The sequence below is a fragment of the Lactiplantibacillus sp. 3062 genome (genome assembly GCF_055413545.1).
Map to the genome: position 1 here is coordinate 43055 of NZ_JBVAYE010000012.1, position 15816 is coordinate 58870.

14 protein-coding genes are annotated in these 15816 nt (G+C 46.1%); 7 read left to right on the top strand and 7 right to left on the bottom strand.

The window, feature by feature from the left end:
- Positions 1 to 163: 163 nt before the first annotated feature.
- Complete coding sequence (locus ACWQAU_RS13325; RefSeq protein WP_003642973.1) at positions 164 to 436, bottom strand: hypothetical protein; 273 nt, start codon at positions 434 to 436, stop codon at positions 164 to 166.
- 130 nt (positions 437 to 566) lie between these two features.
- Here ACWQAU_RS13325 and ACWQAU_RS13330 point away from each other — a divergent pair, with 130 nt between their 5' ends.
- The 4 genes from ACWQAU_RS13330 (at position 567) to ACWQAU_RS13345 (ending at position 3512) form a co-directional block, all read left to right on the top strand.
- Positions 567 to 983, top strand: a complete 417-nt coding sequence (locus ACWQAU_RS13330; protein ID WP_003645549.1) for a hypothetical protein — start codon at positions 567 to 569, stop codon at positions 981 to 983.
- Positions 984 to 1315: 332 nt separating this feature from the next.
- Positions 1316 to 2749 carry a DHA2 family efflux MFS transporter permease subunit gene (locus ACWQAU_RS13335; RefSeq protein WP_027821654.1) on the top strand — a complete coding sequence of 478 codons (1434 nt, stop codon included), beginning with the start codon at positions 1316 to 1318 and terminating at the stop codon, positions 2747 to 2749.
- A 235-nt stretch (positions 2750 to 2984) separates the two neighbouring features.
- A complete protein-coding gene (locus ACWQAU_RS13340; RefSeq protein WP_003642976.1) occupies positions 2985 to 3167 on the top strand; it encodes a hypothetical protein in 183 nt (60 codons plus the stop codon).
- A 51-nt stretch (positions 3168 to 3218) separates the two neighbouring features.
- Entirely contained in the window at positions 3219 to 3512 is a 294-nt protein-coding gene (locus tag ACWQAU_RS13345; protein WP_003642977.1) for a hypothetical protein, read from the top strand.
- Between the two features lie 74 nt (positions 3513 to 3586).
- Here the strand turns inward: ACWQAU_RS13345 and ACWQAU_RS13350 are convergent, their stop codons facing one another.
- On the bottom strand, positions 3587 to 3970 hold the full coding sequence (locus ACWQAU_RS13350; RefSeq protein ID WP_003643516.1) for a DUF1398 family protein: 384 nt from the start codon (positions 3968 to 3970) through the stop codon (positions 3587 to 3589).
- Positions 3971 to 4018: 48 nt separating this feature from the next.
- Entirely contained in the window at positions 4019 to 5392 is a 1374-nt protein-coding gene (locus ACWQAU_RS13355; protein WP_024002263.1) for a cytosine permease, read from the bottom strand.
- A 144-nt stretch (positions 5393 to 5536) separates the two neighbouring features.
- Here ACWQAU_RS13355 and ACWQAU_RS13360 point away from each other — a divergent pair, with 144 nt between their 5' ends.
- Complete coding sequence (locus tag ACWQAU_RS13360; RefSeq protein WP_003642980.1) at positions 5537 to 6760, top strand: MFS transporter; 1224 nt, start codon at positions 5537 to 5539, stop codon at positions 6758 to 6760.
- Positions 6761 to 6930: 170 nt separating this feature from the next.
- Here the strand turns inward: ACWQAU_RS13360 and ACWQAU_RS13365 are convergent, their stop codons facing one another.
- Positions 6931 to 7869, bottom strand: a complete 939-nt coding sequence (locus ACWQAU_RS13365; RefSeq protein WP_003643518.1) for an alpha/beta hydrolase — start codon at positions 7867 to 7869, stop codon at positions 6931 to 6933.
- 124 nt (positions 7870 to 7993) lie between these two features.
- Complete coding sequence (locus tag ACWQAU_RS13370) at positions 7994 to 8464, bottom strand: DUF1836 domain-containing protein (protein WP_027821653.1); 471 nt, start codon at positions 8462 to 8464, stop codon at positions 7994 to 7996.
- Positions 8465 to 9521: 1057 nt separating this feature from the next.
- On the opposite strand from ACWQAU_RS13370, the gene ACWQAU_RS13375 reads away from it, so the two are divergent.
- The gene (locus ACWQAU_RS13375; protein WP_003642986.1) at positions 9522 to 9995 is read left to right on the top strand and encodes a nucleoside 2-deoxyribosyltransferase; all 474 of its coding nucleotides are present in this window, start codon (positions 9522 to 9524) and stop codon (positions 9993 to 9995) included.
- A gap of 87 nt (positions 9996 to 10082) precedes the next feature.
- On the opposite strand, the gene ACWQAU_RS13380 is transcribed toward ACWQAU_RS13375, so the two are convergent.
- Positions 10083 to 12695, bottom strand: a complete 2613-nt coding sequence (locus ACWQAU_RS13380) for a cation-translocating P-type ATPase (protein WP_027821652.1) — start codon at positions 12693 to 12695, stop codon at positions 10083 to 10085.
- Positions 12696 to 12936: 241 nt separating this feature from the next.
- Here ACWQAU_RS13380 and ACWQAU_RS13385 point away from each other — a divergent pair, with 241 nt between their 5' ends.
- Positions 12937 to 14487: a bifunctional metallophosphatase/5'-nucleotidase gene (locus ACWQAU_RS13385; RefSeq protein WP_027821651.1), complete on the top strand. Its 1551-nt coding sequence runs from the start codon at positions 12937 to 12939 to the stop codon at positions 14485 to 14487.
- Between the two features lie 201 nt (positions 14488 to 14688).
- Here the strand turns inward: ACWQAU_RS13385 and ACWQAU_RS13390 are convergent, their stop codons facing one another.
- Positions 14689 to 15621, bottom strand: a complete 933-nt coding sequence (locus ACWQAU_RS13390; RefSeq protein ID WP_003642989.1) for an AEC family transporter — start codon at positions 15619 to 15621, stop codon at positions 14689 to 14691.
- Positions 15622 to 15816 lie beyond the last annotated feature (195 nt).

The window sequence follows — 15816 nt, forward strand, 5'->3', positions numbered from 1 at the left end:
GTTTACAACCGTAAACGTAAAAAAGCAACTATCACTCTCGCATGGTTCACCATCTAGCATAGCGCAATTTTCTTTCTAATAACAACATTGACTGCCATTAACCACTACCCAAATCATCACTAGTTAGGTTAATAACTTGATTGGCGCAAAAAAACGGCCCTAATTACTGAGCCGCAACAAAATGATCTAATAATGATGATAACGCCGCGACGCTATCTGGATAATTGCTCGGATGTTGTAATAGGTAACTCTTGATTTTGCCGTGATACAATACCGTCGTGGCGGCCTGTCCGCTCGTCTGCAATAAACTCCGCCGAAATTCATTGAGCAACAGTTGTAACCCGCTTTGCGCTGCGTCTTGGCGCTCCAACATCAGTGCCGCACGGCTGATAGCATCGAGAACCTGCGTTTGCGTGATTTGTGATTGTGTTGACATGTTTTTCCCTCTATTTACTGTAATATGCTTAAGTATACACCGTTAGTGTCACAAACAGGTATTATTTATCTGTTGAAAAACTATGTTATGCTACTAAATATTAATTATTTTAGTGACGGGGGTTCAGCATTTGAAACCAAACTCAAAACTATTACAGCGACTACGATCATGGATGCGTGGGCGGTACGGTCAAAACGATACGTTAAACCGCTTTTTAAACAATCTCGCTTTACTATTGATCGTCATCAGTTTTTTCATTCGCACCGGGTGGCTACTCTTAATTGCCGTGATGCTCATCGGTATTAGTTACTGGCGTTTGTTCTCTAAAAAGATTTATCAGCAAGTTGCGATCAATCGCGGCTTTCAGCGCTTTTGGTCACCGATTATTCGCCCATTCAGCCGTTTAAAATACCAGGTCAAGCAGCATTGGCAATACCGCTTTTTCCGCTGTTCACAGTGTCACCAACGGATTCGGATTCCGCGTCATCATGGTCGCGTTCGGATAACTTGCCCCCAATGTGGACACCAATTCGAAGCTAAAGTGTAACCATCGTGCTTGGATGAAAACATAACGATTGTTGAACATAACTGATCCGCCTGCAGACCTGATTTTGCTTAGCAACCACCTATAATAGGCCACCTTAGTTTGACACTGAGGTGGCCTATTTACATACAAAAACACTATTTTAACAACCATTACGTGCTACCTTTCTCGCTCAATGAAACTGCCGACAATTGCAGTCACAGACGTACTAGTTGAGTGATGGTTTTCAAACTACCGTAAATCAATCCTCTTTTTTCAGAAAAAACACTTACGAAAAAAATAATTTTCTGGTATGCTAACCCATTGTATTCAGGAAAGTGAGTGTGAACAATATAATGGATTCAGTACAAAGTAGCCCGCAAGCTAAACAACGGGCCCGCGTTCCCGTTGCCCATCCCATGCTAGCCATGATGGGGATGTTAATTGGTGGTTTTGTTGGGATGTTTAGTGAAACATCACTGAACATTGCCCTCCCCCAATTGATGGCTCAGCCACACGTGTCAACGGCAACTGTGCAATGGCTAGTAACCGGTTACATGCTTATGATTGGGATTGTCCTTCCACTTTCAAGCTTAATTACCAAATGGTTTACGACCCGCCAAGTGATTTTATTTGCCCTGATTGACTTCGCCGTTGGTGCGATTATTTCGGCTTCAGCGCCTGGCTTTGGCGTGTTATTATTCGGTCGAATGATTCAAGGTATCGCAACTGGCCTGATCTTACCACTCATGTTTACCGTGGCTATGCAGATTTTTCCACCCTACAAATTAGGGGCAGCTATGGGGATGGTCGGTTTAGTCATCATGTTCGCACCGGCCGTGGGTCCAACGATTGCTGGAGCCATCTTAGGACTAGCTTCATGGCGGTGGATTTTTTGGCTCTTTATCCCATTCTTGATTATTGCCTTTATCTTTGCCGTCACTTCACTTAAAAACATTGCGAAAGTAACCCGGCCGAAAGTGGACTTCTTATCCATTTTACTTTCAATGGTTGGCTTTGGTAGCCTTGTTGTTGGCGTTAGTCTTGCTAGTGATCAAGGTTGGGGGTCGCCCGCTGTACTAGGTGCCTTAATTTTGGGACTGGTTATTCTGGCTTGGTATGCCCATCGACAACTCACCATGGAATCGCCAATTCTGAACCTTAAGACATTTGCTATCCCTGGTTTTCGGGTTGGCGCTTGCCTCGTTATGATTAACTTTGGGATTATCTTATCAGCCATGTATTTACTCCCAATGTACATTCAAAAGGGGCTGTTGATTCCCGTTGCCTTGACTGGGGTCATCATGTTACCCGGTGGCTTGATGAACGCAATTGTATCGGCCGTCTCGGGTCGCTTATATGACTCGATTGGCGCCCGCACTCCAGCAATGCTGGGGTTCTTGATTTCAATGGTTGGTGCCCTCATGTTGGCACTGACAACCACGCAGAGTGCAACGTGGTACGTTATTTTGGCCCACGTTATCTTAATGATTGGGGCGCCATTAGCGATGTCCCCTTCACAGACGCATGGTTTAAATTCCTTAACGGGACCAATTGCCGCCGATGGTAGTACAATCATGAACACACTACAGCAAGTCGTTGGTGCCATTTCAACCGCAATTGCAACGAGCTTATTAGGCATTGGCCAAGCTTCTTACTACGCCAATGGGGGTCATCAAGCTTCTAGCGCGTTCGTCAACGGTGCCCATTACGGGTTCTACTTTACGTTTATTTTAGCGCTCGCCGGTTTGTTGCTTGCAACCCGTTTGTCTAAAAAAACGACTAACTAACTGTCATTAATCAAAACTAGCGCTGTTAATCATAAGCAGCCTAGTTTTTTTATTTTACGATCGATTATCATTGAAGTAGTCTTGGGTGGCTTCTCATCAGCAAGCCACCCAAGACTACTCAGTCACCATGCAATGCTTAGCGTTCTTACCACACTAAGAATCCTGATAAATAATTGCACTTTATCGCATTTTAATGCACAATTAAAATGATAATATGAGGAGTCGAAAGTAATTTATGGAATTGACAATTGGTTTAATTATTGGCACCAGCATCATTCTTGCCATACTGTGTGGCATACTCAGTATTTACTACTATCACCACACCAAAAAGCTGAACGGTACGATCTGGGCACTCATTGGTATTGCGCTATTGTGCCTGGCTGGCTTTTTTGTTTGGGTCGTCTGGTTTGGGTTATAAACTAAACTGCGGCTCACCGTTACTAGTAACCAATCCGAGGAGGAATTGCTCATGAACCCAGAAGACATGTTTCAACGTTATCTCAACAAATATCAGATCACGTATCAACATCCTGAACATGGTCTAGTTATGCTGACCTCCCCTGTCTGGCCCCAACATCCCGAGCTCCAGCAGGCCATTCAAAGCGCTTTTCAAGGCCTAAACGGCGTCACTAGTATTACAATCAATAGTCCCGAACAATTAGTCATGCGCTATCACTCTGATCAGTTACGTCGGCTAAGTCCGCTGACTTTACTTAGCTTAGAACGCCAGTTAAGCAAGCAATATCATCAAGCTGGCTATTAAACTTAATGGAACGCAAAAATGCAGGCTACCCGGTTAAAAGTGGTTAGTCTGCATTTTTGCACTTTATTATTGATTTAGAATGTTACAGCTGCCATGATTTTACCTTCATCGCCGCTAAAATCGACGATGTGGCGTTTTAAGTTAGCAGTCCAAGCTTGACACCCAGCCTTGGCAAACTGCTTGACAGCGTCTGCTAGAGCCAGCTGGCCAGCAATATATTGCTTCGCGATTTGTTCAACTGCCGCGGCATCTTCTTCACGAGCGACCCGGACTGCTAAGCCATTCGTCCGCCGTTCCACGAGATAACCGTTCTCACCAAAGTAAGTTGTGGCACCAGTAGCAACATCATATTGAAAATGTTGAACGCCCAAATCGGCTTCTTTTTTGGCAATCGTGGCAAAGTCTGCGTGGTCACCTAAATTATTTAATACGTCATCGATCTCAGTTAATTTAAACATCATGACACCCCTCGTTCTAATTTCGTTTACTTATCTATTGTAATCCAATTAGACACGTTTGGCAGGTAACGGGTAGAAAATTCGCATTAAAGCCACGTAAATGACCCCGATAAGCGCCATGTCAATGAAAGTTGCACCAGTCACCGTCGCAATCCAAACAACGTGCTTCAATAACAAGAAGATGGCCACACCTAGTACCCAACATAATAGCGCAATCCAGTTCACCCCATGATGATACCAATACTGCCCCTTAGAGCTCGCCAGTTCGTTGATATCATAGTGCTGACGATGCCGCCAATAGTAATCGACTAACATCACGCTGATCATCGGTCCAAGCACCATCCCAATATAATCTAGGAACGCCGTGAATGCAGCTAAAAAACTCCCCATGATTAATGGAATCAGTGTGACTAACGTGGCAATGATTGTCACGGCCCACAGTGCTGGTCGTAACCGAATCCGTGGGAAGATATTCGACAGCGCCGAACCAGCCGCCAATAAGTTTACCGCGTTCGCCGTCATACTCGTTAAGACAATCACCAGTAGTGCTAATACCCCCAAGCCTAGTCGACTCGCAATGGTACTCGGGTCAGAGTTATTAGGATCATAAGTTCCAGAAGTAATCGCGATACTGATCGTCGCGGCAAGCCCGATAAAGGCGAACCAGAACAAGCCGGTAAAGGCCCCTAAAAATGGCATGCCAGTCGCGCCACTCTTTTTGCGCGTAAACCGCGTAAAATCAGCACCCGCTGTCACCCAAGACAAATTGAACGCCGCTAGCGTATCCATCCCAGCCCCCGCCGTCATATGTAAATGTGTCGGCGCCTGCCACGTTAACAAATCATGCACTGAGACCGTCTGGAACACGACGACCGTCTCCCATAAAACAAATAAGATGACAAGAATAATACCTAAACGTTCAATCATCTGAACCGACCGTTGACCGACCGAAACACTCAATAAATGCAACACACTCATGACAATAATTCCGAGGATCAGTCCTTTAGCCCCACCGGGTTTACCATAGACTGGCCAGCCAACTAGATCGTGTAATAAATAGCTGACAGAAGTTGCTGCAATGAACGTGTTTACCGCTGTCCAGCCAATATACTGGGTCAAGTTCACAAAGGACGGAACGTAACTGCCCCGCACACCAAAGGAACCACGAATCAAGCTCATCGTCGCCGCCCCGGTCTTATACCCCATGAAGCCGACTAACGATAAACATAAATACGATAGCGTGGACGATGCTACAATCACTTTAAGCGCCGTCAATAAACCACACGCAGCCAATACACCACCAACGTACCACGTGCCATTATTGGCATTGGCGCCAATCCAAGTTGCAAACATGTCCCAATTAGACATGTGTCGGTGCTTAGGCGCCACCATTTCTATTTGATACTTTGACTCTTGCTGCACATCGTTCACCCTTTCTACAATGTTTTCCATTGTAGTTTTTTTAGTGACGCTTGGTCAAGTCTATTTAACTAAGTTAGTTAATTGCACAAAACTTAAATTCGCATTAAAATAATCTTAATAAGTTAATTAAGGAAGTGACAGATTGTGAAGGGCGCATTGACAGGCTGGCGCCGGAATCTCGCTGTTCTCTGGCTAGGAACATTTATCGCCGGAATGGGATTTTCTGAAGTCATGCCATTCTTATCATTATACGTTGGTCAAATGGGGGATTTCTCCAAAAACGAACTCACGATGTATAGTGGTATTACATACGCAGTGACTTTTTTTGTCGTCGCTGTTGTCTCACCATTATGGGGTAAACTCGCTGACCGGCGTGGTCGCAAAATCATGCTGCTGCGTTCTTCGCTTGGGATGGCCTTTGTTATCGGTGCGATGGGATTTGTCCATAACATTTGGATACTCATTCTACTTCGGTTCTTACAAGGCCTGTGTGCCGGCTACATTCCCAATGCTAGCGCCCTAATCGCCACCGAAACTCCCAAGGAAAGTAGTGGGACCGCAATCGGTATCCTAACAACTGGCTACGTGTCTGGTAACTTGATCGGCCCGATTCTCGGTGGCGTACTCGCCCAAGTTTTCTCTATTCGTTTGACTTTCATTATCACCGGAATTTTGCTACTGATCGTCTTCGTATTGAGTCTGACACTCGTCCACGAAAGCTTTAAACCCAGCGACGCGCCGATTGCTAAACGTGACGGCGGTCTACTCAGCCAATTTAAAAATCCAACGTTGATTATCACACTGCTCGTCTCCACGATGATTATTCAAATGGGGAATAATTCCATCACGCCCATTATTAGTCTATATGTCAAAGAACTGATGCATAACGTCGGCCCAATCACCGTCGTTGCTGGAATCATTGCCGCTCTACCCGGAATTTCGACGCTATTATCGGCGCCGCGACTCGGACGGCTCGGTGATCACCGGGGGGCTGACCGTATCCTTGTCTTTGGTTTCGTCTTTGCCATCCTGATGTACTTTCCACAAGGCTTCGTCTCCAGTGTGTGGACATTAGGGCTCTTGCGCTTCATGATTGGGATCTCTGACGGGGCCCTCTTTCCAACGGTGCAAACATTATTATCCAAAAATACACCCCGCGAGTTAACAGGCACTATTTTCAGTTGGAATCAATCTTTCCAAGCGGCTGGCAGCATGCTCGGCTCCTTACTTGGTGGCGCCGTCTCCGGCTGGTTCGATTACAACGGTGTCTTTATCTTCACCGCCTTGTCATTACTGCTCAACTTCATCGGCGTACTGATCTTTATACCAAGTATGCGGCACCCATTTGCAAAACACTCGGTTGATTAACCGCGCTATTTATCAAGTTCAAAAGCTATCAGCTTAGTCCCGGAGATCGGACCAGGACGCGGACCGGCTGACAAACAGGAATCCGACTAGCATATTTTAACCATAATAAAGGTCACCAATCAGCAATCGTTGCTTGGTGACCTTTATTAGTTATTCTATTCCGTTAGCTCTTACTTCAAATATTTTGCCATGAACTGGCTTACTTTTTGTTGATATAGTTGCGGATAACGCGTGTATGATTCCGCGTGACCAGCTCCTGGAGCCACCCATAATTGCTTTGACTTGACCGTCGTAGCGCGGTAGTTCTGATATACCATCTTCGTGGGGACAAAAGTATCCTTAGCACCATGAATAAAGAAGATTGGCAACTTATTCTTCTTGAGCTGGTTTACTGAACTAGCCGTCATAAAGTTGAAGTGAGCCTTCGCTTGAGCTACCCAGCTTGCCGTATACAGCAGTGGAAACTTCGGTAAGTGATATAGTTGATTCAACTCATACCCCAATTCATCACCAACACTGGTATAGCCACAATCTTCAATAATCGCTTTAACTTGTGATGGGAGTTTCTCGCCACTCATCATCATGACAGTCGCACCACCCATTGAAACGCCAAAGAGTCCAATCTGACTATTTTGGCCTACGCGGCGAATCACCTGTCGCGTCCACTTTAGATAGTCCAACCGGTCAGGCCAACCAAAACCATAGTAATCCCCCTGACTCTGACCATTGCCACGATCATCCGGCGCCAGCACATTATATCCTTGGCGATGCCACAATCGAATATAGCTCGCCATCTGCTCCTTGTTACCCATGTAACCATGCGCCACAATAATCGTTTTGGTGGTTCGGTGCGCAGCTGGTACATAGTCCGCAACTAACTTCAAATGATCCGTTGCGGACGTCTCATGCCAGGTCTGCTTGTTGACCCGTTTCAGCCACGCTTGGTTCTGCTTCAACTTACTTTTACTCTTACTAGAACTATGGTTCAAAACTTTCGGGGTGGGTTCAAATGCAAAGTGATATAAATAAAAACTACCGCCCGCGACCCCAATGACGATCACGGTCAAGAATGCAATGAGCGCAATTGTCCATTTTTTGCGTGTTGTCATATTCTCTTTCTCTCTTTCATACCTAATCATATCTGCTAAGCCTAATTCGCTTTAATTCGAATACGCTACAAGCAGCCATAGCGATATTATCAAACGCTATTCTCAATTATGTGCCTATCTCAACTCAATCTACCAATTCGTTAAGCGCTCGGATCGTTAATAAATGTGCCGCCACCGTTTGAGCTGCTAATTGAATTGCCCGTGCTAACGGGTCAACCGTCGACAAGACGACCGGTTGTCCAGCAAGCGTAGACTCGAATGCTTGCCGAAATTGCTGGTACCGCAGCTCAATCTGACGCGAATCACGAATTTGCAAAATCGCTTTACTAATTACTGGTAATGAAAAATCAGTCTTCAAAATTGAAACGACTAGTACCGCCACAATCTGATTCCGGGTATACCGATGTCCAACCGGCCGACTGAAAAAATGTTGTTTCACGTAACTATTAATCATCGTCTTCGTTACGGCAGGTAACCCCAGCGGCTGAATTGTTTCATTAACAAGTTGCAACAACTGTTCCATATAAACGGGCACCGCGGGCAACTCTTCCCACGAAAGTAAATAGTTACTAGTTGATCCAATTTCCTCCATCATCCAATCCTCCTCACTACCCTATTTAATTTAGCCCAATTTAGATTTCAATTCAACAATATCTAATTGTTACCTTATTATAAATAGAATTATAATCTATATACCCACTCTGCTAATTATTATTCGCTTCAAAAATTATTAAAAGATGCTTATTTTTGGATTGCTGTTCGTCAGCAATGATCGTCCTATTCCGACCTCCGGGGCTGGGTGACAATTACTGGAACGTAAGCCGACGTCGATTTGAGCCTTATTCTAAGCCGGAAGCAGACCACTTCCGACTAAGAATAATTTGGCTACTGAGCATTGTCACCCAGCCCCTCCAGTCTCAAGCCTGCGAGGGGCCACGGGTTGAAGCCGAGCATTGCCTAGCCAACGGATTAATGCGGTTTTGGCATTAATCCATTGGCGTAGCAAGCACAGGCTTTAGTGGCACCGAACACGTTTCGGGAAGCCACTCGAATGGCTGATGAACGGCCACTTAACTTAGCACAATTTATCGTTGACTATTTTGATATTAAACAAAGACAAAGGGTTAGGGTGCACTAGGCACTCTGTCAGGAGTTTGAATCTTACTATGCCGATTCAGGATTAATGAGCTACCTCAATATCATTTTCAGTTTGACAGTTGATTAACAAAATTACCGTTTACGAAAAGCAACGGCAAATTCATCAAAAGTTAAGTACAGCTTCGTCTGCCATTCGAATACTCTCCCGACTGGAAGGCGTTTCTGACAATGCCCAGTGGTGAAATTTCACTTAGCAAGCGTCTTGTGCTTGGTTAGTGAAAGGCCAGTATTTGAGACGTGATTTTTCGGCTCAAATCTGTGCCCACCACGTTCCGGCAATTGGCAGAAATGCCTGGAAGTCGGTGTAGGACCAACCAACTAAACAAGTTTACGCTGATTCGAACTTTTTCCAGCGGGCCTAAGCTGGCTATTTTTGAACTTTCAAAATAAGGATCTTTTAATAATGATTCACGCCAAATCAAGGCTTGAAAGCCACCCCATATTTCCGCTAAAATAGGCTTATCCAAATTTTGTTATCCAGAAAGGAAATCATTATGAATAACGTTTACCTAGCTGCACCGTTTTTTGACGAGGCTCAGAAGGAACGCATCCAACAAGTGAAGTCGGCGCTGTTGGCTAACCCGACGATCAACCCCGATGGTATCTTCATCCCAGAAGAACATCAATTTGAAGAAGAACCTTTTGGTAGCCGTGCTTGGCAACAATACGTCTACGCATCCGATATGCGTCAAGTTCATCGGGCCGATGTCGTTGTTGCCATTCTTGACTTCGACATGACTAGTGCAACCAATGAGCCAGATTCTGGCACAATGTTTGAAATCGGTGCGGCCGTGGCTGAAAAGACACCCGTCATCATCGTTCAGTTTGATGCGAATAAAGAACTCAATTTAATGATTGCCCAAGGATTAACGGCCTATTTCGATGCTAGTAAAGATGGTCTGAAAGAATTATCTGCCTACAATTGTGATGACTTACGTTCTAAGCCCGCTCACCGGCCAGTATTTTAGGCACACAACTTAATGACACGAAAAAATGCTGCTTGCAAACGAATAACGTTTGTAAGCAGCATTTTAACTAACTTGAATTGATCATCCTTATTCAGCAGTATTCACGACTAATCGTGACTGTCGCCGCGCCTGCCAGCGCTTATTCAATTCCAGCACGAATGTTGGAATCAGCGTAGCTACTAGCACCGTTAACCACCCTAACGCTGGTAGTGTCACTAAGCTAAAGAAACTACGGAACGGTGGTATCACTGCAATTGCCAAGACCACCAGAATTCCTAACAGCAATCCTCGGTTCAGCATTGGATTACGCATCATGCTTGACCAGCTGAGTGGTCGGCGATCCTTAATTGCATAGATGTCGATCATTGATCCTAATGCCAATACTAGAAAGACCATCGTCATCCCGACTGGGGCTTCACCATTTGTTAAGCCAAAGCGGCCAAACGCGTAAATTCCGAGGGTTAGTACGGTAAAAGTAGCTGCCCGGATAAACAACCGTTGACCAAGGCCCCGAGCTAAAATACTTTCGTCATTGGATACTGGTGGTTGTTGCATAGCTTGGGGTTCACCTGGCTCTTGGCTAATAAAGAATCCTGGAATCCCATCAGCAAGTACGTTAATAATCAGCAATTGTTCTGCTAACAGTGGCGCCCCCCAACCGAAGAGGACTGCACCAACCATCAAGAAGATTTGTGCAAAGTTGACACCTACCAAGAATTCAACGGCTTTAATGATATTCTGATAAACTGTCCGACCTTCCTTAACTGCTGCCATGATCGTCGCAAAATTATCATCCGTTAACACCATGTCAGCGGCTTCTTTAGATACTTCGGTACCCGTAATTCCCATTGCAATGCCAACATCCGCCGCTTTCAATGCCGGCGCATCGTTGACACCATCACCGGTCATCGCAACCGTCTTACCAAGACTTTGCCAAGCCTGAACGATTCTAATTTTGTCACTCGGCGACACTCGGGCGTACACTGCAATCTGATCGATTTGAGCCGTCAATTCTTCATCGCTCAATTGGCGTAACTCATCACCGCTAATTGCTTGCAGCCCAGGGGTTAAAATGCCAATTTCCTCAGCGATAGCCTTCGCAGTAACCAAATGATCTCCCGTGATCATAACTGGAAAAATACCCGCCTGTTTGGCTGCTCGAATGGCCGGAATCACTTCTGGTCGTGGTGGATCAATCAAACCAATCAATCCTGCCAATTGGAGGTCAGCTGTCAGGTCGTCCCAGTCAGTAGTTTGGACATCCGCGGGAATGATGCGATAGCCAACAGCTAAAACGCGCAGCGCCGCCTGCCCAAATTCATCATGGGCCACTTGTCCAGCAGCTAGGCTAGCTTGGTCAGGCTTCAGTGGTAACCGATCCCAAGCCCCTTTGACGATAACTAACCGTCGACCATGCGCTAATTCATGCACCGTCGTCATCATCTTCTTAGTTGAGTCAAACGGGTCTTCCGCAATTCGTGGGGTCTGCGCCTCCAAGCTGGGCCGATCTAAATCATACTGAGCCAGCCAACGAATAACGGCTAATTCCGTTGCGTCCCCAATAGCTTGTTCTTCACCGTCAACGTGGTTGATCTCGGCATTCGTCGCTAATCCTAAGTAACGCATCAATGTTTGTCCCGCTGATGGCAAGGGATGTTCGGTCGTCATAATGCCCGTGGTCGGCGTCCAATACTTTGTAATTGTCATTCGATTTTGCGTCAAGGTTCCGGTCTTGTCAGACGCGATTACATCGACACTCCCAATCGTTTCAACGGCACTAACTCGGCGCATGATGGCATTTCTGTCTGCCATCCGTCGAACACCGTGTGAAAGACTAATGGTCACGATGATCGGCAGAGTCTCTGGCACGGCCGCGACCGCTAATGAAACCCCAATCATCAAGCTATCGGCCAAACCTTGGTTTTGCACCCAAACACTCAGCGCAAAAATCGTAATACCACCTAAGACGGCAAATGTCGTTAACCAGCTTGATAGCCGATTAAGCCGCCCCTGTAATGGCGTGGCCCGTTGCTTCGTCTTGTTCAACAAACCTGCAATTTGACCTAACTCTGTGGCCATTCCGGTCGTTAAGACCTGAATCAATGCAGTACCGGCTGTGACGGCCGTTCCCGCATACACTTGACAGTTATCATCCAACTCACCGGTGTCCTGATAAATACTTTTTTCAACAGCTTCACTTTCACCTGTCAAAACTGCCTCATCAACGGCTAAGTTCGTGGCCTCTAACACGACCGCATCGGCTGGAACCTGGTCACCCGCTTTTAGTAGCACTAAATCACCGGGAACGATTTCTGGTGCCGCAATCGTTTGTACCTTCCCATCCCGTCGAACATTAGCTGTGGGTAAACTCATTGACTTCAGTGCCGCCAACGACTTTTCTGCGGAAGCTTCTTGGTACAAACCAATACAGACATTAATAACTAAAATGGCGCCAATCACAATGGTCTTTGTCCAGCCCCCATTCTGGGCAAGAGCCAAGTACGTGGCTAAACCAACTGCAAATAATAACACTAGCGATGAAACGTCGCTCATATGTTGCCAAATTTTACGCCATAACGGTACGGGGCGCGCAGCTACTAATTCATTTTTGCCGAATTTAGTTAGCTGGGTCGTCACCGCTGTGGTCGTTAAACCGGACTCGGGGGTAGGTTTGAATGGTGCATTCTGATAATTCTGCATCGTTTATTCCTCCGTAATTCGATTATCGTTGTCATTCGTCACTATTAATGATAGCGGAAACATTTTGTCGTTTTACGTACAAATTGTGAAAAAGTCGTGAAGATTAGAACGTACAATTAAAGCAGCCATTAAACATTAACCACAGGTCATCATCAAAAAACTGTTCAATTTATGACTAAAATCAAGTTACCAGCCATGAATATTGTTATAATAGAACACAAATATTCCTTGGAGGCACGTTATGAAAATCAAATTAATCTCAACTAGTGATGTGCACGGTTACCTCGCGCCAACTGACTACAGTCGTCGTGATAACATCGCACCATTTAGTCTTAGTCGTGCCGCTACTGTTATTCATCAACTGTCACGTGAAGATACGGCTGATGTCTGGCCAATCGTGATTGATAATGGCGACTACGTACAGGGATCACCGTTGACCTATTTCATTGCTCGCCACCACCAAGAAGCTGCACCGTTATACTCGCGCCTTGCAAATTGCAACCACGTTCAAGCCGGTATTTTCGGTAACCATGAATTCAACTACGGGCTCGACTACCTCGACCTGTGTGAATCAAGCCGCCAATATCCGATGCTGGCCGCTAATATTCATGATGACCTGCACCGCACCTTATTCTCCAAACCATACACAATTCTGGAACGCGCCGGAGTTAAAGTGGCAATTTTGGGTCTAACGACGCAATTCGTTGCCCACTGGGAACAACCACATCACATTGCCGGCCTGCACTTTGAGGACGTGGTTGCAACTGCTAAACATTGGGTGCCCAAATTGCGCCAACTGGCTGACGTCGTTGTCATCGCCTACCACGGTGGTCTTGAACGCGATCCCCAAACTGACCGTCCAACCGAACGCATGAATGGTGAAAACCGAGGTTCCGCACTATTAGCTGAAGTACCCGGCATTGATGCCATGATTACTGGCCACCAGCATCGACAATTAGCCGTTACAGTTCACGGTGTTCCCGTGACACAACCTGGTATGAAAGGTACTAATGTTGCTATGATTACCCTTGAGCTCGACCGCAGTCATCAAGTGACGACCAGTCATCCGGAAATCTATCCGGTCGCAGATGCCACCCCCAATACCCAGGTAATGCAACTAGTTGGACCAATCAATGACCAGATGGAAGACTGGTTAGACACACCACTTGGCCAAATTAACGGCAATATGCTCGTACACGATCATCTTCAAGCACGGCTGCATAATCATCCTTACATCGATTTTATTAATCGCGTTGAAATGGCCGCAACCGGTACCGATATTGCCGCAACAGCATTATTTAATGACGACGTACCAGGCCTCAAACAACACGTGACGATGCGGGAAGTCATGAACAGTTACGTCTACCCAAACAAACTTGCCGTTGAAGCCATTACTGGTGCTGATTTACGCGCCGCTCTTGAACGTTGTGCGAGTTACTTTCTCCTCCAAGACGGTCACGTTCGGGTCAATCCCGAGTTCATGCACCCTAAGTTGCGCCACTATGTCTATGATATTTACAGTGGCATCGACTATACTTTCGACCTTACCAAACCTTTTGGTCAACGTGTCGTTCAACTCGATTATCATGGGGCCCCAGTCACCGCTGACCAAAAATTAACGGTCACTCTGAATCATTACCGCGCTGATGGCGGTGGGAATTACCCAATGTATCAAACAGCTAAGATTATCCGGCGCTTACCTACTGATATGACCGTATTAATTGCCGACTACTTTGCGCAACATCCCGTCGTCAACGCAACGCAACCGACTAATTTTCAAGTTCACTATTAAGACTAACGCGACAAACCCGCTCAAATATGCACTATTTGAGCGGGTTTGTCTATACTGACGTTCACAACGTTTGGTTTAGCATCGTCGTTAAACCGTGCCAATTAACCTTTGTCAATCGGGAATCATAACAGCACTGACCGCAAGTCGTGCCCTCCTTTGTGAGCACCTCACAAACCTAGCATGGTAATCAAAAGGTGCCCGTCATACGAGCTGCAATCCCCACATTAAGAATCCCATGGTCAGCGGCGCAATGACCGTACTTAACATTTGCGTCGCCACATACTCATCTGGTGCCAAGTGGTTTTGGACGGCCAACATGGTCGCGATGGTTGCAGTGGGGATTGCGAGCGTCAGGACGACTAATTGTTGGTTACTTAATGACACACCTAGACTAGCCATAATCCCCCAAATGAGCACCGGTAAGCCTAAATTTTTCAGTAGCACGTTTAAGACAACCATGCGCGTCAGTCGCCACGGTCTAGTCGTTAACAGAAGTCCCAGCGCAAATAACGCCACGCCCCCAGCTGCTTGTCCCAACTCCGTAAAATTCGTTAGCCAAGCACTGGGCAACCGCAATCCGGCCAAATTTAAGAGAAAAGCACTGATTGGCGCCCACACGACTGGTTGCCGACTCGCACGACACAGTTTCTGCCAACCGGCTCGCCAACGTTGCTCAGGTGTCGAACCGCCCGCTAGCGTTAACAGCAACACGCTCACTGGCACTTGTACCAAATTCATGTACAGGCCGCCTAACGCGACCAATAAAACACTGATTTTACCAAAAACCACCAGTAAAACGGAAACACCCATGAATGGAATTGAAGGACTGGCGATCACTAGCGCTCGTAATGTCCCCGTTTCTAGTTGTTGATGGAAACAGCATTGGCTCACAATGACGATAACCATGCCACCTAGCATGCCTAGCGCCAACCACAGCGCTACCGAGGAGTTTTGAATAATGGTAGCGCGCTTTAATGACAAGATTCCTCCGAAAAGACTTAACGGCAAGGCGTAATGCATGACCAACTGAATCAAAATATCACTGGTCGTTGGCGCAAATTGGTGCCGTAGCCCCGCAAACACGCCTAATCCCACCGTCACAACAATTGGTAAAATTGCTAATATCAGTAACATTCACAGGCCCCCAGACTTAATAATTAAAACTGAGTGTACCATAGTCCAATCGCTGTGATAGTCAGGTTGCTAATCAACAATCGGACATCTTATGACGTTTCATTAGTCTAATTAGGGGCCTACCTCATATTATTAAGCGGCCGCGCCACACTTTTTACGATAACAACGAATTTTCTAATTTAACTAGCTGACTCC

What these genes read in the sequence shown, in the direction of transcription:
- ACWQAU_RS13325 (WP_003642973.1), bottom strand. Translation starts at nt 436, where the DNA reads ATGTCAACACAATCACAAATCACGCAAACGCAGGTTCTCGATGCTATC.
- ACWQAU_RS13335 (WP_027821654.1), top strand. Translation starts at nt 1,316, where the DNA reads ATGGATTCAGTACAAAGTAGCCCGCAAGCTAAACAACGGGCCCGCGTT.
- ACWQAU_RS13340 (WP_003642976.1), top strand. Translation starts at nt 2,985, where the DNA reads ATGGAATTGACAATTGGTTTAATTATTGGCACCAGCATCATTCTTGCC.
- ACWQAU_RS13345 (WP_003642977.1), top strand. Translation starts at nt 3,219, where the DNA reads ATGAACCCAGAAGACATGTTTCAACGTTATCTCAACAAATATCAGATC.
- ACWQAU_RS13350 (WP_003643516.1), bottom strand. Translation starts at nt 3,970, where the DNA reads ATGTTTAAATTAACTGAGATCGATGACGTATTAAATAATTTAGGTGAC.
- ACWQAU_RS13365 (WP_003643518.1), bottom strand. Translation starts at nt 7,869, where the DNA reads ATGACAACACGCAAAAAATGGACAATTGCGCTCATTGCATTCTTGACC.
- ACWQAU_RS13370 (WP_027821653.1), bottom strand. Translation starts at nt 8,464, where the DNA reads ATGATGGAGGAAATTGGATCAACTAGTAACTATTTACTTTCGTGGGAA.
- ACWQAU_RS13375 (WP_003642986.1), top strand. Translation starts at nt 9,522, where the DNA reads ATGAATAACGTTTACCTAGCTGCACCGTTTTTTGACGAGGCTCAGAAG.
- ACWQAU_RS13380 (WP_027821652.1), bottom strand. Translation starts at nt 12,695, where the DNA reads ATGCAGAATTATCAGAATGCACCATTCAAACCTACCCCCGAGTCCGGT.
- ACWQAU_RS13385 (WP_027821651.1), top strand. Translation starts at nt 12,937, where the DNA reads ATGAAAATCAAATTAATCTCAACTAGTGATGTGCACGGTTACCTCGCG.
- ACWQAU_RS13390 (WP_003642989.1), bottom strand. Translation starts at nt 15,621, where the DNA reads ATGTTACTGATATTAGCAATTTTACCAATTGTTGTGACGGTGGGATTA.